17 protein-coding genes are annotated in these 16,794 nt (G+C 66.4%); 8 read left to right on the top strand and 9 right to left on the bottom strand.

The genetic code is table 11. The annotated features are described in order from the left end of the window. Positions 1–36: 36 nt before the first annotated feature. From WKB88_RS09980 to WKB88_RS09960, 5 genes are all read right to left on the bottom strand, one after another. The gene (locus WKB88_RS09980; RefSeq protein ID WP_341394415.1) at positions 37–504 is read right to left on the bottom strand and encodes a ribose-5-phosphate isomerase; all 468 of its coding nucleotides are present in this window, start codon (positions 502–504) and stop codon (positions 37–39) included. Continuing rightward, positions 501–1,319: a triose-phosphate isomerase gene (locus tag WKB88_RS09975; protein WP_341394414.1), complete on the bottom strand. Its 819-nt coding sequence runs from the start codon at positions 1,317–1,319 to the stop codon at positions 501–503. Before WKB88_RS09975 ends, WKB88_RS09980 begins: the two co-directional genes overlap by 4 nt. Further along, positions 1,316–3,106 (bottom strand): dihydroxyacetone kinase family protein, encoded by a 1,791-nt coding sequence (locus WKB88_RS09970; protein ID WP_341394413.1) that lies wholly within the window; start codon positions 3,104–3,106, stop codon positions 1,316–1,318. The genes WKB88_RS09975 and WKB88_RS09970 overlap by 4 nt, the downstream gene beginning before the upstream one ends. Before the next feature lie 93 nt (positions 3,107–3,199). Then, a complete protein-coding gene (locus tag WKB88_RS09965) occupies positions 3,200–4,195 on the bottom strand; it encodes a 3-hydroxyacyl-CoA dehydrogenase family protein (RefSeq protein WP_341394412.1) in 996 nt (331 codons plus the stop codon). A gap of 202 nt (positions 4,196–4,397) precedes the next feature. Next, the gene (locus tag WKB88_RS09960) at positions 4,398–5,150 is read right to left on the bottom strand and encodes a GntR family transcriptional regulator (RefSeq protein WP_445818908.1); all 753 of its coding nucleotides are present in this window, start codon (positions 5,148–5,150) and stop codon (positions 4,398–4,400) included. Positions 5,151–5,366: 216 nt separating this feature from the next. Between WKB88_RS09960 and WKB88_RS09955 the strand changes: the two genes are divergently transcribed. From WKB88_RS09955 to WKB88_RS09935, 5 genes are all read left to right on the top strand, one after another. Then, positions 5,367–6,791 (top strand): GntP family permease, encoded by a 1,425-nt coding sequence (locus tag WKB88_RS09955; RefSeq protein WP_341394410.1) that lies wholly within the window; start codon positions 5,367–5,369, stop codon positions 6,789–6,791. Positions 6,792–6,870: 79 nt separating this feature from the next. Beyond that, positions 6,871–7,641, top strand: coding sequence for an SDR family NAD(P)-dependent oxidoreductase (locus WKB88_RS09950; RefSeq protein WP_341394409.1), 771 nt, complete (start codon positions 6,871–6,873; stop codon positions 7,639–7,641). A 45-nt stretch (positions 7,642–7,686) separates the two neighbouring features. Further along, on the top strand, positions 7,687–8,637 hold the full coding sequence (locus WKB88_RS09945) for a sugar phosphate isomerase/epimerase family protein (protein ID WP_341394408.1): 951 nt from the start codon (positions 7,687–7,689) through the stop codon (positions 8,635–8,637). Positions 8,638–9,055: 418 nt separating this feature from the next. Beyond that, on the top strand, positions 9,056–10,027 hold the full coding sequence (locus tag WKB88_RS09940; protein WP_341394407.1) for a lantibiotic dehydratase C-terminal domain-containing protein: 972 nt from the start codon (positions 9,056–9,058) through the stop codon (positions 10,025–10,027). Between the two features lie 25 nt (positions 10,028–10,052). Continuing rightward, entirely contained in the window at positions 10,053–10,244 is a 192-nt protein-coding gene (locus tag WKB88_RS09935) for a hypothetical protein (RefSeq protein WP_341394406.1), read from the top strand. A 116-nt stretch (positions 10,245–10,360) separates the two neighbouring features. On the opposite strand, the gene WKB88_RS09930 is transcribed toward WKB88_RS09935, so the two are convergent. Beyond that, on the bottom strand, positions 10,361–10,921 hold the full coding sequence (locus WKB88_RS09930; protein WP_341394405.1) for an NADPH-dependent FMN reductase: 561 nt from the start codon (positions 10,919–10,921) through the stop codon (positions 10,361–10,363). Between the two features lie 106 nt (positions 10,922–11,027). Here WKB88_RS09930 and WKB88_RS09925 point away from each other — a divergent pair, with 106 nt between their 5' ends. Both WKB88_RS09925 and WKB88_RS09920 read left to right on the top strand, forming a co-directional pair. After that, positions 11,028–11,630 carry a TetR/AcrR family transcriptional regulator gene (locus tag WKB88_RS09925; protein ID WP_341394404.1) on the top strand — a complete coding sequence of 201 codons (603 nt, stop codon included), beginning with the start codon at positions 11,028–11,030 and terminating at the stop codon, positions 11,628–11,630. A 97-nt stretch (positions 11,631–11,727) separates the two neighbouring features. Then, positions 11,728–13,947, top strand: a complete 2,220-nt coding sequence (locus WKB88_RS09920) for a catalase (RefSeq protein ID WP_341394403.1) — start codon at positions 11,728–11,730, stop codon at positions 13,945–13,947. A gap of 83 nt (positions 13,948–14,030) precedes the next feature. Here the strand turns inward: WKB88_RS09920 and WKB88_RS09915 are convergent, their stop codons facing one another. Together WKB88_RS09915 and WKB88_RS09910 are read right to left on the bottom strand one after the other, a co-directional pair. Further along, positions 14,031–14,462, bottom strand: a complete 432-nt coding sequence (locus WKB88_RS09915; RefSeq protein WP_341394402.1) for a hypothetical protein — start codon at positions 14,460–14,462, stop codon at positions 14,031–14,033. Continuing rightward, positions 14,452–14,643, bottom strand: coding sequence for a hypothetical protein (locus WKB88_RS09910; RefSeq protein ID WP_341394401.1), 192 nt, complete (start codon positions 14,641–14,643; stop codon positions 14,452–14,454). The genes WKB88_RS09915 and WKB88_RS09910 overlap by 11 nt, the downstream gene beginning before the upstream one ends. A gap of 146 nt (positions 14,644–14,789) precedes the next feature. Between WKB88_RS09910 and WKB88_RS09905 the strand changes: the two genes are divergently transcribed. Next, complete coding sequence (locus tag WKB88_RS09905; protein WP_341394400.1) at positions 14,790–15,527, top strand: GAF and ANTAR domain-containing protein; 738 nt, start codon at positions 14,790–14,792, stop codon at positions 15,525–15,527. Between the two features lie 76 nt (positions 15,528–15,603). Here the strand turns inward: WKB88_RS09905 and ald are convergent, their stop codons facing one another. Further along, entirely contained in the window at positions 15,604–16,722 is a 1,119-nt protein-coding gene (gene ald / locus WKB88_RS09900) for an alanine dehydrogenase (protein ID WP_341394399.1), read from the bottom strand. Between the last annotated feature and the right edge of the window lie 72 nt (positions 16,723–16,794).

The raw sequence follows: 16,794 nt of genomic DNA, 5'->3' as shown, positions 1-16,794 counted from the left end.
CCGTTCGGAGGAGTGCAAAGCCGTCAGGGTGAGCGCTCACGCATTTTCATACCCGGTGATTGCCTCCACTTTTCCCGCGGAGGCGCTGGCAGGATCAAAAACATAGCCCAGCCACTCCTTTGCGAGGCGCCTGGCCAGCTCCACGCCGACAACACGCTGCCCCATGCACAGCACCTGGGCGTTGTTGCTGAGTACGGAGCGCTCCACGGAGTAGGAGTCGTGGGCGGTCACCGCCCGAATGCCGGGCACCTTGTTCGCGGAAATCGCCACGCCCAGCCCCGTGCCGCAAATCAGCAGGGCGCGGTCCGCCTCGCCCGCCGCCACCTTGCGGGCCGCGTCCACTGCGACGTGGGGATACGCCGTGTTTTCCGTCTCCGACACCCCCACGTCGACGACGCTCTCAACGCGGTCATCGGCCTCCAGGTCCCGGCGCAGGACCTCCTTGTAATCAAATCCGGCGTCGTCTCCGCCGATGACGATCCTGAGTTTCCTGGTCTCGCTCATTTTGTCCCTACTTCCTCTGCTGACTCGTTGGTGTCCGGGCTCAACCGGCCTGCCGCCGGGGTGCCCGCTGTTGCTGCGGCTGTTTCGAGCAGGCGCAGATAGCCGTCCGCCTCCCACGCGGCACGGCCAATAAACAGTCCGTCGACGTGCGGGATCCCCAGGAGTGCGGCGGCGTTGTCCTCGGCCACTGATCCGCCGTAGAGCAGTCCGGCCGTGTGCTGCCCAAAGGACCCCGCCAGAGCGGCGAAGGAACTCCGCAGCTCCTCCGGGGCGGCGGGGCGGCCGGCGGCCCCGATGGCCCAGACGGGTTCGTAGGCAATCAGAACGCGGGACAGCTCCGGCGCGGAAAGTCCCTCCAGCGCCCGGGCGGCCTGCCCCAGAATGAAATCGGAGGATCCGCCGGCCTCCCGGACCTCGGCCGGCTCGCCGATGCACAGCAGCGGAGTCAACCCGTGCCGCAGCACGGCAGCCACCTTCCGCCGCACTGTTTGATCCGTCTCTCTGAAATGCTCCCGCCGCTCGGAGTGACCTATTTCCACCAGCTGGGCTCCGGCGTCGGCCACCTGCGGCACCGAAACCTCGCCGGTCCAGGCCCCGTTGTCCTCCCAATGGGCGTTCTGCGCGCCGAGGAGCACCCGCCCGTCATCGACCAGTGCGCCGGCCACCGCGGAGAGCGCGGTGGCCGGGGGAATAATGAAGGGCTGAACCGTGCCAAGCTCCAGCCTGTCCAAGCCTTCGAGCAACTCTGACGTGTACTGCCTCGCTTCGGCGAGGGTTTTGTTCATTTTCCAGCTGGTGCCGACCCAGACGGTCACTGCTGATCCGGGGAGGTCTCGGAGGGATTTTCGGGGGAGGTCTTCGGGGCCGCCTCGGGAGTGCTTTCAGGGGAGGCGAGGAAGTTGCCCAGTGCGTCCATCAGGACAGAGAAGGAATACGCTCCGGGGTCCGGAGTGCCCAGGCTCTTTTCACCCAGGATGCGGGACCTCCCGCGGCGCGACGTGATGCCGGCGGTGGCTTCGGCGGCTTCCCGCGCGACGGCGGCGGCCTTCTTTACCGATCCGGCGAGATCACCGGTGGAGGCGAATTCGGCTGCGAGGGCATCGCGGAAGGGGAGGGCTGCATCCACCATGGTCTTGTCCCCGGGCCTGGCTCCGCCGAGGCGGACAACGGCATCAATCCCTGCTGCCAGCGCATCTGCAACTTCAAGCGCTCCCACGGCGCGGGCGTCGTGAAAAACACTGCCGGCAGCGGTCAGCGCAGCGCCCCACAGTGCTCCGGACGTGCCGCCCGCCTCTTCCGCCCAGGCATCTCCGGCATGGAGCAGGACAGTCCGCGCTCCTGCGCCCTTGGCAGCGGCACCGTGCCCGCCCGCCGCCGCACCCCTGGTGCCGTAGGCCATGCCCTGCCCGTGGTCGCCGTCACCGGCCACTGCATCCAGCCGGCCAAAGTGCTCCTCGTGTTCCGCTGCGGTGTCGCGGAGCAGTTCCAGTGCCTGCACAATCCGGGCAGCGGAATTGCGGGACTCGGCGGACGCTTCCGGAATGGGATCTTCACCGGGAGTATGCACTTCGGTCCGCGGCGGACCGGCCGGCAAACCGGCAGCGGCGCGCCGGAACGCCGGGGCGTCGGCCGGCGCCAGCCAGTACTCTTCGAGTTCGCGGTCCAGGAACAGGATGCTCAGGGACAGGCCGGCCATGTTCAGGCTCGTGACGTGTTCGCCGACCTCCGGGCCAACAACGGTGAAGCCCTTTTCGGCGAGCTGCTCGGCTACCCGGGCATAAACGACAAACAGCTCCTCGTACTTGACGGTGCCGAGGCCGTTGAGCACCACGGCCACCCGGCCGGTGTAGGCGCCGCTTCGCTCCGGCTCTTCCTCGAGGACGCCGTCGAGCAGGAGATCGGCTACTTCCGCCGCCGTGCCCATGGGAACCTCCCGGATACCCGGCTCACCGTGGATCCCCAGCCCAATGGCCATTTCTCCGTCCGGCACATGAAACAGGGCCTCGCCGGCGCCCGGCAGGGTGCAGCCCTCAAAGGCGACGCCGAACGAGCGGGTCGCGTCATTGGCCTTCCATGCCACCCGCTCGGCCTCGTCCAAATCGGCTCCGGCGGCGATGGCCGCACCGGCAATCTTGAAGACCACGAGGTCCCCGGCAATGCCGCGCCGGTCCCGGTGGGATTCAGCCGGGCCGGAGGCAATGTCGTCCGAGACCCGGATGATCCGGACGTCCACGCCCTCGGCGCGCAGTTTCTCGGCGGCCTGGCCAAAGTGCAGTACATCCCCGGCATAGTTTCCGAAGCCCAGCAGCACCCCGCCGCCGTTCTCGGCGGAACGGGCAACGGAATAGACCTGGGAGGCGGACGGGGAGGAGAAGATATTGCCGCACGGCGCGCCGTGGGCCAGCCCCGGTCCGATCCAGCCGGCAAAGGCCGGATAGTGGCCGGAGCCGCCGCCGATGACCAGGGCCGGCTGGTTTACCGGCGTGTCTGTGGAGCGCACCACCCCGCCGTGGGCGAGCATCACGTGCTCGGGGTGGGCGGCAGCGTATCCGCGCAGGGCATCGACGGCGAAGTCCGCGGGATCGTTCAGGAGATAGGTCATGGATTCCAGCCTTGGTTGTCTGCGGTAACCGCCGGCACTGGCGTCAGGCCGTGCCCGCCCGGCGGAACGGGCCGTCCAGTGGTGGGAGCAGGGTCAGCGGGCTTCCGGGGAAACACGGCCGGCGTCGCGGCCCGCTTCCTCGGCGGGGCTGGGCCCAAGCTCCTTGAGCAGCCCGGACATGGCAACATACGCCTTGTTCCGGTAGGCCACAAGGTCCGCGGTCTTGTCCGCAGGGATCTGCAGGAAGCCCGCGCCGGACTTCGTGCCGAGCTTTCCTGCATCCACCAGGTCCTGCAGGATGGCCGGGGTTGCGAAGCGTTCGGGGAAGGACGTTTGCAGGGACGCGTAGCAGAAGGAGTAGACGTCCAGGCCGGCCATGTCGGCGATTGCAAACGGTCCAAAAAACGGCAGCCGGAACCCGAAAGTGGTGCGCACGAGGGTGTCCACATCTTCGGCTGTCGCAATTCCCTCCTCAACCAGCTGGGCGGCCTCATGGAACAGCGCGTACTGGAGCCGGTTGAGCACAAAGCCCGTGACATCCTTGACGACCGCAGCCTGTTTGCCTGACAGCGCGACGATTTCCCGGGCGGTTTCAATGGTTTCGGCACTGGTGCCGGCGTGGGGAATGACCTCGACGCCGGGAATGAAGGGCGCGGGGTTGGAAAAGTGCACTCCGAGAAAGCGGCCCGGATGTGAAACTGCTTCGGCGAGTGTGGCGATCAGGATCGTTGACGTGTTGGAGCCGATAACGGCGTCCGGCTGTGCGGCGTCGCTGATCCGCCGCAGGGTGGCGTGCTTGATGTCAAGGATTTCGGGGACGGCTTCTTCAATATAGGAGGCGTCCGCCACGGCTTCTTCGATGCTGGCCGCCGCCCACAGGTTTTCCCGCAGCCGCTGGACGGCGTCCTCCGGGAACAGGCCGTCGGAAACGAACAGCTCCGCTTCGGTCAGCAGGCGTTCGAGGTTCTTTGCGGCCACTTCCTGCGAGACGTCGGACAGGGCAACCCGCGCTCCGCCGAGGGCTAGAACCTGAGCGATGCCTCCGCCCATATATCCGGAACCGACCACGGCTACTTTTCGCTGGGTCACTGGCGAGTCCTCCGATGCACTGGTCAATGAGTGTCCCGGCGTCGTCGCCCGGAACTATTTCATCTTTCCTATAGGATCATCCATGTCGGAGTTTGTGATGTCAACCACATTCTGCAGGCCCCCCCCTGCCGCCGGAAACTGTAGGTTTCCCGGGGGCCCCGGGGGAGGGCGCCGTCGCCTGCGTTCCCGGCGAGTGCAGGGGTTAGGCGGGTTCCCGGCCCGCGTCCCGGCCCGTGCGCCGGACTGTCTCGTGTCCGGCTGTCTCGTGTTCGGCCGTCTCGTGTTCGCTGACGGAGCGGTCCCGCACGCCGCAAAGGTGCGCCGTCATGGCGGCCTGGGCCCCTGTTGCATCCCCCCGGCGCATGGCCGCCACAATCCCGCCGTGCTCCTCGATGGCACTGCGCGCGTCCCGGACGCCGGTTCCTCCAAACAGGCGGAACCGGTGAACATGTCCGCCCAGGGAGTTGTAGGCGCCGATCAGGAACCTGTTCCGGGTCTGTTCCGCGATTAACCGGTGAAAGCGCTCGTCAGCTTCCCAGTATGAGCGGTAGTCGGAGAAATGCGGCCCGTTCGGGGCTTCCCGCAGGTCATTAATGGAATGCTCGAGCTCGGCAAGGAAGGCCTCGTCCGCATGCAGGCAGGCCATTTCCGCATTGTGCGGTTCGATCAGCAGCCGGGCATCCATCAGGTCCAGCAGTTCGGCATGGCTGAGCATGGGGGCAACGCGGTACCCCCGCAGCGCGGCACGCACCACCATCCCGGTGGCCTCCAGCCGCGCGAGGGCTTCGCGAACGGGGGTCGGTGACACTCCAAGGTCCCTTGCGGTGCCGTCAATGCTGAGTGGATCCCCTGATTCCAGCTTCCCGTCCATGAGGCGCGCGAGGATTTCCGTGTAGACCTGATCGGCCAGGACACTGCGCCGTACCCATGCTCCGCCTGCTGCGTCCGCGCCCATGCTGCTCCTCTTGCTCACTCCGGTTCGCCTCAGATTCTCCCACAGGGGCAGGGATTCAAGCCCTTCGTCGGCCGTGGGGCCGGCGCCGGGGCGCCGGTTGGCCCGCGAGGCGCCGCTGGACACGGTTCAAAGATCCTATAGGGTATAGCCCAAGTCGAATAAGTGACTGCTGTCACACCCGCTGAGGGTATCCCTGCGACCAAAGGTGTTCTGCCAATGCATAAGCTTCCTGCCGCCCTCCCTGCGGAAACGCTGGTCCTGGCCGAGCGGCCGTCATGGGCACTCATCTCCATTGCCGTCGCGGCTATCGCGGTGCTGCTCCTCATGATCATTAAGCTGCGGGTGCACGCCTTTTTCGCCCTGATCATCATCAGCGTGCTCACCGCCCTGGCCGCCGGGATCGGCATCGCGGATGTCGTCACCGTTGTTGTCGCGGGGTTCAGCACCACGGTGGGAACGGTTGCCCTGCTTGTAGGATTCGGCGCCGTCCTGGGCCGCCTGGTGGAAGTGTCCGGGGGTGCCCAGGTCCTTGCAGACGCGATGCTTCGCCGCTTCGGCGAGAAACGGGCACCGCTTGCCCTGTCCGTGGCATCGCTGTTTTACGCCTTCCCGATTTTCCTCGACGCCGGCTTCATCGTGATGCTGCCAATTATCTACACTGTCGCCCGCCGCCTCGGCGGGTCCTTCATGCTGTACGTACTTCCCTCCATTGGCTCGTTCCTGATGATGCACGCACTGACGCCGCCGCACCCCGGCCCGACCGCAGCCGCTACCGTCATGGGGGCCGACGTCGGCATGGTGATTCTGGTGGCACTGCTCGTGGGGTTGCCGGCGTGGTATCTCGCCGGCTATCGGCTGGCGCTGGTGATCGCCAAGCGGTACCCGAACATGCCCGTGCCGAACCTTCTGGGGGAAGCCGACCTCGATGAGGACACTCCGAAGCCGGGCTTCTGGACGATCATCTTCGTGCTCCTGCTGCCGCTGGTGCTGATCTTCTTCAACACACTCTTCAGCACCCTGGAAGCAAGCGGCTCGGTGGGGGAGGGTAACGTCCTCTTCCAGGTGTCCCGCCTGGTCGGAAGCACGCCCGTCGCCCTGCTGATCGCCACGCTGGCTGCGATGTACCTGCTGTACATGCGTCCACGGCGCGGCCGGGGCACCATCGGCAGCGCCCTGGAAGACCTGGTGGACAATGCCCTGGCCCCGGTCTGTTCCATCATCCTCATCACCGGTGCCGGCGGGGCCTTCGGCAGGGTTCTGACGGAAACCGGCATTGGCGGAACCATCGCGTCGGGATTGGATGCCATGGGCCTTCCCGTCATTCTCGCCGGGTTCCTGGTTGCGGTTGCCTTCCGGGTGGCGCAGGGCTCAGCCACTGTTGCAGCCACCACGGCCGGTTCCATTATGGCTCCGGCCGTTATGGAGCTGGGCGTTTCCGGCATAGGACTTGCCGCCGTGGTTGTGGCGATTGCAGCCGGCTCCATTACCTTCTCCCACGTCAACGACTCGGGGTTCTGGCTGATCGGCAAGTTCTGCGGCTTCGATACGCTCACGACGCTCAAGACCTGGACGGTTGTGGGGACAGCCATCGGGTTCCTGTCCTTCGCCCTGGCCTGGGTTGTCTACGCCGTCGCGGGGTGACGGCGTCCGGCCGCCCCTTCCGGGTTCCACCGCCTCCAATGTCCACCAGCCGCCAGTTTCCACCAGCGCAGGAGCATCCATGACCACCTTTCCGGAGCTGCGGACAGCAGTAGTCACCGGCACCGGCAGCGAGCGCGGCATTGGCCGCCATGTCGCCCGGCGCCTGGCCCGGGAAGGGTGGGCGCTGGCCGTCCTGGACCTGAACGCGGAAGCGGTGCTCTCCTTCGCCGATGAGCTCAGTGCCGAGTCAGAGCGGCCGGTCCTCGGGGTTGCGGCCGACGTCGCAGATCCCGCCTCAGTGGAGGCGGCCTTCAGTCGGATCGATGCCGTGCTGCCGCCTGTCCTGGCACAGATAAATCTCGCCGGCATCGCCAGCCCGCACTCGTTCTTCGAACTGACGAAGGAGATCTGGAGCGAGGTCATCGACGTCAATGCCACGGGCTCGCTGCTGATGATGCAGGCTGCAGCCCGGCGCATGATCGACGGCGGTTGGGGCGGACGCATCGTAAACACCTCGTCCATTACGGCCTACGACGGCGGCGGAACTTTCTCAAAAGCCGGGTACGCCGCAGCAAAGGCCGCTGTACTGGGCCTGACCCGCGCTGCGGCCCGGGAGCTGGGCCCGCACGGCATTACCTGCAACGCAATTGTTCCCGGCCCGATCGATACGGACATTATGGGCGGCCCGCTCAGCGATGAACGCAGGGCCTCCATATCAGGGGACATCCCGGCGGGGCGGGTCGGGCATCCGTCCGAAGTTGCAGCCCTCGTCAGCTTCCTCGTCGGCGAAGAAGCAGGCTTCATCAACGGCGGTTCATATTTCATCGACGGCGGCAAGCACATGGTGTGAGCCCGCCTGCCCATCAGCACTGCTGCTCAACGCAAGGAGAAGAACATGACCTACACACCGCAGACCTGGCCGATAGGCGCCGCCCTGCTGAACTTCACCGGGGTGGCCCCGGACGGCCGCGACAGGACTGCCGCCGGACCGCAGGCCTGGCGGCAGACCCTGCGCGAGGTGAGCCTGGCCGGTTTTGAGCACGTCGACCTGACGGACTCGTGGGTCCGTGCCGGGGACCTCGGCGCCGGGGGGCGCCGGCAGCTGCTGGACACGGCCCGGTCCTACGGCCTGTCCTTCAGCGATCTGGCGGTTACCCGCAAGAGCGTGATCACCCCGGATGAGGAGCAGGCACAGCGCAACATCGCCTACACCAAGCGGACCATTGACGCAGCGGCCGACCTGGAAGCGCCGATGGTGTGCCTCGGGCTGCACGATCCGTTCACCCGGGAACAGACGGAGGCAACGTGGTTTTGGCTCGCCCGGGGGGTCGAGGATGAGGACACGCCCGCCAATCGCGAAAAAGCAGCCGCACGTTTTCGGGAACTGGGGGAGTACGCGGCCGAACGCGGCGTGAGCCTGTCGCTGGAAATGTATGAGGGTACGTTCCTCGGGACGGCGGACAGCTCCGTGCAGCTTGTGCAGGCGGTGGACCTGCCCAATGTGGGCCTGTGCCCCGACATCGGCAACATTGTCCGGCTCCACCGCCCCGTTGAGGATTGGCGGGAGATGCTCACCAAGATGCTCCCGTTTGCCAACTACTGGCAGCTGAAGAACTATTTCCGGGACTATGACCCCGCCACCGGCGCCTATGCCTCGGCGCCCGCACCGCTCGCGCTCGGGTTCATTAATTACAGGGAGGCCATCGGCATGGCGCTGGAGGCCGGCTTCGACGGCCCGATGTGCGTGGAACACTACGGGGGCGACGGGCTGACGGTGAGCGCGATGAACCGCGACTACATCCGGGACATTCTGCGGGCGAAGCTGCCCGAGGAACAGGCGGGCTAAGCCGGGGCACGGATCGGCCTGCGGAAATCAGTGACATGGCCGCTTAATGCCACCAGCATCCGTCCCGTCGCCGGCTGCAGGAAAAGGCCCCTATTCTGCGCCGATCCCGGGCGTTCCCGGCTCCCGGCGTAACAGCAGCGGAAGGGATCAAGGGTGAATCGGGCCATGACAGGAACCGGGCATCCGAAGGGGTAGACGGGGCCTTGGGAAGCGGGGGAAGCTTTCGGAGTCAATCAACCGCACAGGCTGGGGACCAGCCGCAGGTACAGGAGGGGAATGAAGATGACCAGCAAGGTTTGGGACTGGATCTAGCAACCGCCCCTCACGGGGGTACACGCCAAGCAAGTGATAACTAACGAAACAGCAAGTCCCGCCCAGCGGCGGTAACCAAGTAACAACCCCGGAAGGGATGCGCACCATGAGTCAGCTGACAGCGGTTCGAAACGCCTCACGAACCCGCTCGACCGCAAAATGGTGGACGCTGTCCTTCTATACCGGGGGCTTCGATGTAGCGGACGGCATCATTGGAGAACTGGTTACCCCGCTGGCGGCCCACGCGCAGGCCAAAGGCGGCCGGCGCTGGTATTACACGAGGTGCATGGAGCCGGCGAATGCTCACGTCCGGCTCCGGATTTTGGCCGAACCGGAACTCCTGGAGAAGCTGCAGTGCCTGCTGGGAGCACTCCGGGAGCAGGCGTCGGGTGTCATCGGACACCTGGAAATGACCCAGGACTTTTCCGAACCGGTGACGGACCGCATGAGCCCCGGAGGAACCGAGCCGCACAACCTGCGCATGGAAGCCGATCTGGCTAAATACGGCGGAGTTGAGGGGCTCGGACTCGCCGAAGAGATTTTTGAGCTTTCTTCGGAGCTGGGAGCCTGGGCCGCGGCCCGCTTTCCGAAGGTCCAGAACCGGTGGGCGCTCGGTTCCCTGCTGCTTTTTGATTCGGCCCGAAGCATGATGAAGGGGCCCCGCTCGGCCAGCTGGCCGGACCGCCGGCGGATCTCCTGGGACTACTACTGGGACAGCCACCTGCGCAGCTGCACGGCTGCCTTCGGTCCCCGCGCGGCCAGCGTGCGCCAGGCAATGACCGTCCAGGTGGCGGCAAAAATCATGCCGACACAGCACCTGATGGCGGCCACGGCGGCGGAATCAGCCGTGGAGAACTGGCGCCGGCGCTGGTTCCGGACCGTCGACACGTATTTATACCGCGCAGACAAGCTGCGGCTGAGCCGCAGCGCCCAGCACCTGACGGTTTACCAAGCCCACATGCTCCTCAACCGGCTCGGGCTGTCGCTTCGGGAGGAAGCGGTTTTGGGGCTGTACGCCAGGAGCTGGAGCACTGAACGCGAAGCCGCACTCGCGGACCGGGGCTGGTCCGGCCGATGAGGGCGCACAAAGAAGGGAATCTGCAGTGGCACATCGTGACGAGCTGGTAGTAGCGGCGGATTCCCGGGATCTGTCGGAGGTCCTGGGCTGCTCCGAAGATGTCGTGGACGTCCTGCGGGACCAGGGCATGGTCGAGTCACAGGGGGAGTTGTGGAATGTCGGCCCCGCCCGGGACTACCTGCGTGACGCAGCCTGGGCCGGGGGGTTTTGGGACTAGCGCGGTGCCCGGGAATCCTCAGGTAAACGCACACACGGAAGGAACGGCCTCACCGGGTGAGGCCGTTCCTTCCGTGTATTCGGTGATTCAGCTAGCTGCGTTGCGCCGGCCGGCAGTTAGGCAGCGGTGGGTGCCGCTTCTGCTGCCAGTGTCGAGATGACGTCGCGGAGCTGCTCAACTACCTCAGCGTCATCCTTAGGATGGATCTCGGCGAAGCGCGAAACGGAGCCGCCAATTGAAAGGCGGACGTCCTCGACCACGCGCGCGCCGGCAATTCCCAGGGACTTCCGTGCGTCGTCGTGCGCCCAGACTCCGCCGAACTGGCCGAAGGCCGATCCAATGACGGCGGCGGGGGTACCGGAGATGGCGCTCGTGCCGAAGGGGCGGGAGAGCCAGTCAATCGCGTTCTTCAGGACGGCCGGCATGGTGCCGTTGTATTCCGGGCACACCAGCAGGAGGGCGTCAGTCGAAGCTGCGGCAGCACGCAGCTCAGCTGCGGCCTCGGGCACGGAGCCGTCAACGTCAATATCCTCGTTGTAGAACGGGATGTGGCCGATACGGTCAAAGATCACAATCTCGACGTCGTCTCCCGCCGTCACGGCGGCGGTTTCGGCGAGCTGGCGGTTGACCGAGCCGGCGCGAAGGCTGCCGACCAGGGTAAGTACTGTAGTGCTCAAGAAAACTCCTCTGTGGGACGCGCCCGGTCCGGACACGGTTTGTTCTTCTCCCACTCTAAACGGACTGCGGTCCGGATATATTCCCGTACGGGTTAGACTGGCCCGCATGCATGTGAGCGGACAGGACGGCGGAGCCAGCGGCGAGGAACGCCTCGATGCTGCCCGCAACCGCCGGTTGCTGCTGGAAACAGCGCTTGCGATTCTGTCGGAGCGCGGCGTGGATGCCCTGACCATGGACGATCTTGCGCGGCGTGCGGGAGTGGGGAAAGGGACCGTCTTCCGGCGCTTCGGCAGCCGGTCAGGACTGATGCAGGCCCTCCTTGACCACGCCCAGCGTGATTTCCAGGAGAGCTACATGCGGGGACCGGCTCCGCTGGGGCCGGGAGCGCCGCCGCTGGAACGCCTCCATGCTTTCGGAGGGGCCAGGATCCGGGCACTGGAGATTACCGGGGAGCTGCGGCGCGCCGCCGATGTGGGCACCTTCACGCATTACCGCCACCCGACGCGCCGCCTTGAGCTCGCCCACCTCACAATGCTCCTTTCCGCAGTCCCGGTGCATGATCCGGAGCTGACCGCGTACCAGCTGGAAGCTTTCCTTGACGCCGGGCTGCTGCTGCACCTGCACCGGACGGCGGGAATGTCCCTGGAAAGAATCACCGCCGGCTGGGAGGTCCTGGTGGCCTCGGTGGCGGGCTCCGCCGCGGGGTGATGAGACGAAAGTGTCAGTAGGCTTACTAATTGAGTAGGGTGGGGGAATGGCCGCTGCAGTCCGGCGGCCCCCCGGTCCCGAAAACGATGGAGGCTACATGTCCGAGAAGAACGCATCCGTACCCGACCTGCCCATCCCGGGAGCACCGGCACCGGCGGCACCGGAGCTCGCCGAGCCCACTGAACCGCGCGAACCGCTCCCGCCGAAGCCGGACCAGGACGGGCCGGAAACGGTCTCTCCGACGGGCGTCCCCACCGGAGCGCCGAAGGCTTCCAACGCCCAGAGCGGACGGTATCTGACCACCGCGCAGGGCGTCCGGCTGCAGGACACGGATCATTCCCTCAAGGCAGGCCCCCGAGGACCGGTATTGCTGCAGGACCATCATCTGCGGGAAAAGATCACGCACTTTGACCACGAGCGCATTCCGGAGCGCGTGGTGCACGCCCGCGGTGCTGCGGCCCACGGCGTTTTCGTGGCCAACGGCGCGGCGGAAGGCGTCACCCGGGCGGGATTCCTCGCCAAGGGCACCGAGACACCGGTGTTTGTCCGCTTCTCCACCGTCCTGGGCTCCCGCGGCTCGGCTGACACCGTCCGCGACACCCGCGGCTTCAGCACGAAGTTCTACACCGACGAGGGCAACTACGACCTGGTTGCCAACAACATTCCGGTGTTCTTCATCCAGGACGCCATCAAGTTCCCCGACGTGATCCACGCCGGCAAGCCGCATCCGGACCGCGAAATTCCGCAGGCCCAGAGCGCACATGACACCTTCTGGGACTTCGTTTCCCTGCACACCGAGGCCCAGCACCACACGATGTGGAACATGTCGGACCGCGGGATTCCGCGCTCCTACCGCACCATGGAAGGCTTCGGCGTGCACACCTTCCGCCTGGTCAACGCCAAGGGCGAGACCACGCTGGTGAAGTTCCACTGGAAGCCGCGCCAGGGCGTGCACTCCCTGGTCTGGGAAGAAGCGCAGATCATCAACGGCATGGACCCCGACTTCCACCGCCGCGATCTCGCTGATGCGATCGAAGCCGGCGCCTTCCCGCAGTGGGATCTCGGCATTCAGGTTTTCCCGGACACCGAGGACGAAATGTTCGAGGGCATCGACCTGCTCGATCCCACCAAGCTGGTGCCGGAAGAGCTGGCTCCCGTCCAGCTCATCGGCACCATGACCCTGAACGCCAATGTCACCAACTACTTCGCCGAAACCGAGCAGGTGGCCTTCCATCCCGGACACCTGGTGCCGGGCATCGACGTCACCAACGATCCGCTGCTGCAGGGCCGGCTGTTCTCCTACATCGACACGCAGCTGACCCGGCTGGGCGGGCCGAATTTCAGCCAGATTCCGATTAACCGCCCGCACGCTCCGGTCAATGACATGCTCCGCGACGGGTTCCACCAGGACGCCGTCCATTCCGGCGTTGCCCCGTACCAGCCCAACTCGCTCGACGGCGGCTGCCCCTTCATGGCCGGCGCGGACATGGGTGCCTTCATTGACGTTCCCGCCGAGGTTCCTTCGGCCCGGAAGGTGCGCGAGAATCCGGCCACGTTCGATGACCACTTCAGCCAGGTCCGGATGTTCTTCCGCTCCCTGACCCCGGTGGAACAGGATCACGTGGTTCAGGCCTACACCTTTGAACTGGGCAAGTGCTACGAAGAAAACATCCGCCTGCGCCAGCTGCAGTCGCTGGCCAACATCGACGAGCGGCTTGCAGCCGAAGTCGCAACCGGCCTGGGCCTGGAAGCGCCGGCCCCCACTGTTGCGGTCGAAGACACCGAGCCCAGCCCGGCACTGAGCCAGCTCGGCGGAACGTGGCCGGTGGCCGGCCGCATCATCGGCGTGGTGGCGGATGAGGCAACTGATCTCGCTGCGCTCACCGAGGTGCTTACCGCCATCGATGCCGAGGGAATGGTGCCGCTGGTTGTGGCACCGCACGCCGGCAAGCTGGGCGGCGAGGTGGCGATCCAGCGAACCTACCTCACGGCCCGCTCCACCGAGTTCGACGCCGTGGTGGTGGCAGCCTCCGGGACCCCGGCCACCGACGCCGTCGACAGCCTCGACGCGAAGGCCGGCAACCCCGAGGGGCACCCCTCGCTTGACCCGCGTGTCACACTGCTCCTGGCCGAAGCATTCCGCCATGCCAAGGCCATCGGTGCCTGGGGCGACGGCGCCGCTGTGCTGCAGGCGGCGGGCCTGCCCGCCGGCGCGCCGGGCGTCGTCGTGGGCGATGCCGCTGATGTGACAGCCGGCCTGGCCGGCCTGCTGGGAGCGCACCGTGTCTGGGAGCGTTTCCCGACAGCCGTCGCCTAGCAGAAGAAATCACAAGGGGAGGACCCGGTGGATTACCACCGGGGCCTCCCCTTGTGTGCAGGACCCTTGCGCGAGATGCGGCGCTAGGGCAGCCGGGAGGCCCCGGGGCGCCGGGGCCGAGGAGCGAGCGCCCGGATCAGGGAGGAAAGCTCCTGCCGGAGGCCGTCGTCGTTGCCGCCCGCCAGCAGCCGGGCTTCCGCCTGTTCGGCCTGCCGGCGGATTTCGGCGCCGGCCGCGGTGATGGTCCACCGGCCGCGGGGTTCGGCCGCGGCATAGCCGCAGCCCTCAAGGGCCTGCACGCAGTCGCGGACGCACGCGGGTTCCAGCCCCGAGGTTTCGGCCAGCGTCTGCTCATTGGTGCACAGTGAAGAGAGAATGGCCAGAATGGCGCTGCGCTCCTGGGTCAGACGGAGTTCAGTCAGGGACTCGTCGGTGGCCCGCCTGGTGACGAAGGCGGCCGCAGCGAGCAGCCGCGGAACGTAACCGGGGTCGGCCGACATCTGGTCAGGGCTCACGGTGCCACCCCGGGGGAGTCCAATTGGAAGGAACCTCGTGGCCCGCAAAGGAATCGCACGCGGAGCACGTGTAGCTGACCGTCCCGGGAACGCCGTCCGAGGCAGGCGTGAAGAACTCGAAAATAAGGTAATCGTCCACGCCGCACTGACGGCAGACGGGGAGTTGAACTGCGGAATCCATGGTTGTCCTCTGCTGGGGGTTCGCAGAAAGCCATGGCCGCGTCTTGACCGTGAGGTTCTTATCGTAATATCGAACGTCGGTCCGAACAATTCCGGACCGGGCCGGGCCGGCGGCGTTGAATGACCGGAATTAAAGGCAGGAACAGCGTGGAAGACCAGAAGACCGATTCCGTTTCGTGGACACAGCTCCAGGACCTCCTGGTGCACCATGAGGACGTGCAGGACTTCCTGCAGGCCCTCGCCGTGCTGACCGCATCCTCCCTCTCCTCGCGGGGGACCACCTACTGCGGCATCACCCTGCAGCGCTCGCGCGACCACCGGTTTACAGTGGCCAGCAGCGACAGTGAAGCACTGCAGATGGATGAAATCCAGTACGCCTTCGGCGACGGGCCATGCCTGCACGCGATCCGGATTGAGGACGAGGTCCATGTTGCCAACGCCGCCGCCGACGCGCGCTGGCCGGAGTACATGGAGCACATCCGGGACCGCGGTATCCGCTCCATGTACTCGGTTCCGCTGCGACTGGGCGGACAGGCCAAGGCCGCCATGAATTTTTATGCCAAGGATTCGGACGTCTTCGACGAGGAGTTCCGCCGGGTGGCCCGCACCTATGCCGCCGAAGCCTCCCACGCCCTGCTGCTCGCAGTTCGCGTGTCGCAGCACGCCGCAACGGTTGAGGACCTCCAGGCAGTGCTCGCGTCCCGGACCGACATTGACCTTGCGGTCGGAATCATCATGGGCCAGAACCGGTGCACCCAGCAGGAGGCCTTCGAGACCCTGCGCCGGGCCTCCAACGGGCGCAACATTAAGGTCCGGGACCTGGCCGGGGAGATTGTCGGACGCCTGAACGGAGAGCCCGGCACCACCCACTTCACCGCCGGTTGACGGGCGCTGCCGCCGGTTGCCGCCGGTTGGCGGCACTGCCGCCGCGCGCCGCTGCCCGGCGGCAGCGCCCGGGCCGCTAAGCCGGCACCAGCTGCGTCCAGTCCTCCACCAGCTCCAGCCCGTGCGCCTGCGACACGGAGGCGTGGGCAACTTTGCCGCCGGCAATGTTCAGGCCGCGGGCCAGCGCGCCCGACGAGCTAAAGGCGCCCCGCACTCCGCGGTCAGCCAGGGCGACGGCGTACGGGAGGGTCACGTTTGTCAGGGCATAGGTGGAGGTGTTCGGAACCGCGCCGGGCATGTTGGCCACGCAGTAGAACAGGGAGCCGTGAACCCGGTAGGTAGGGTCCTGATGCGTGGTGGGCCGGGTGTCCTCGAAGCACCCGCCCTGGTCCACGGCGATGTCCACCAGGACGCTGCCGGGCTTCATCCGGGACACCATGTCGTTGCTGACCAGCTTGGGTGCGCGGGCGCCGGGGATGAGGACCGAACCGATCACCAGATCGGCGTCGAGCAGGGCCCGTTCAATTTCGAAGGCATTCGAGGCCACGGTGCGGATCCGGCCGGCATACTGCGCGTCAAGCTGGCGCAGCCGGTCAATGTTGATGTCCAGGACCGCGACGTCGGCATGGGAGCCGACTGCGCCCGCCACGGCGTTGGTGCCGGCGACTCCGGCGCCGAGCACCACCACCTTTGCCGGCCGGACACCGGGAACGCCGCCCAGGAGCAGCCCGGGGCCGCCGGCCGGGGAGGTCAGGCACTGCGCGCCCACCTGCACCGACAGCCTGCCGGCAACCTCCGACATGGGTGCCAGCAGCGGCAGCAGGCGCCCTTCCTGCACGGTTTCATAGGCGATGGCCGTCATGCCCGAGTCCATCAGCGCGCGGGTCAGCTCCGGTGCGGCAGCGAGGTGCAGGTACGTGAAAAGCACCAGGTCCGGCCGGAAGTACCGGTATTCGGCAGGAATCGGTTCCTTCACCTTCAGGACGAGCGAGGCCTCATTCCAGACGTCGTCGGCGGAATCGAGGATGCGGGCACCGGCGGCTGCGTACTCGGCGTCGCTGATGCCGGACCCGGAACCGGCCCCTGACTCAATGAGCACCGTGTGCCCGCGCGTCTTGAACTCGTGGACGCCGGAAGCCGTGATGGCAACGCGAAACTCGTTGTTCTTGATTTCCTTGGGGATACCGATGATCACAGCTGGCTCCAAAACAATCTCAGGTACGGCGGGATCTCCGCCGGGTTCCCACCAGCATAGGGGAGTGGCGCG

Source organism: Arthrobacter sp. G119Y2 (genome assembly GCF_038069765.1).
In the GTDB taxonomy this organism is placed as follows: Bacteria; Actinomycetota; Actinomycetes; order Actinomycetales; family Micrococcaceae; genus Arthrobacter_B.
Note: the sequence above shows the minus strand (reverse complement) of the source record. Positions and strands in the feature narration are given on the sequence as shown.

What these genes read in the sequence shown, in the direction of transcription:
- WKB88_RS09980 (WP_341394415.1), bottom strand. Translation starts at nt 504, where the DNA reads ATGAGCGAGACCAGGAAACTCAGGATCGTCATCGGCGGAGACGACGCC.
- WKB88_RS09970 (WP_341394413.1), bottom strand. Translation starts at nt 3,106, where the DNA reads ATGACCTATCTCCTGAACGATCCCGCGGACTTCGCCGTCGATGCCCTG.
- WKB88_RS09960 (WP_445818908.1), bottom strand. Translation starts at nt 5,150, where the DNA reads ATGGGCGCGGACGCAGCAGGCGGAGCATGGGTACGGCGCAGTGTCCTG.
- WKB88_RS09955 (WP_341394410.1), top strand. Translation starts at nt 5,367, where the DNA reads ATGCATAAGCTTCCTGCCGCCCTCCCTGCGGAAACGCTGGTCCTGGCC.
- WKB88_RS09950 (WP_341394409.1), top strand. Translation starts at nt 6,871, where the DNA reads ATGACCACCTTTCCGGAGCTGCGGACAGCAGTAGTCACCGGCACCGGC.
- WKB88_RS09945 (WP_341394408.1), top strand. Translation starts at nt 7,687, where the DNA reads ATGACCTACACACCGCAGACCTGGCCGATAGGCGCCGCCCTGCTGAAC.
- WKB88_RS09940 (WP_341394407.1), top strand. Translation starts at nt 9,056, where the DNA reads ATGAGTCAGCTGACAGCGGTTCGAAACGCCTCACGAACCCGCTCGACC.
- WKB88_RS09925 (WP_341394404.1), top strand. Translation starts at nt 11,028, where the DNA reads ATGCATGTGAGCGGACAGGACGGCGGAGCCAGCGGCGAGGAACGCCTC.
- WKB88_RS09920 (WP_341394403.1), top strand. Translation starts at nt 11,728, where the DNA reads ATGTCCGAGAAGAACGCATCCGTACCCGACCTGCCCATCCCGGGAGCA.
- WKB88_RS09910 (WP_341394401.1), bottom strand. Translation starts at nt 14,643, where the DNA reads ATGGATTCCGCAGTTCAACTCCCCGTCTGCCGTCAGTGCGGCGTGGAC.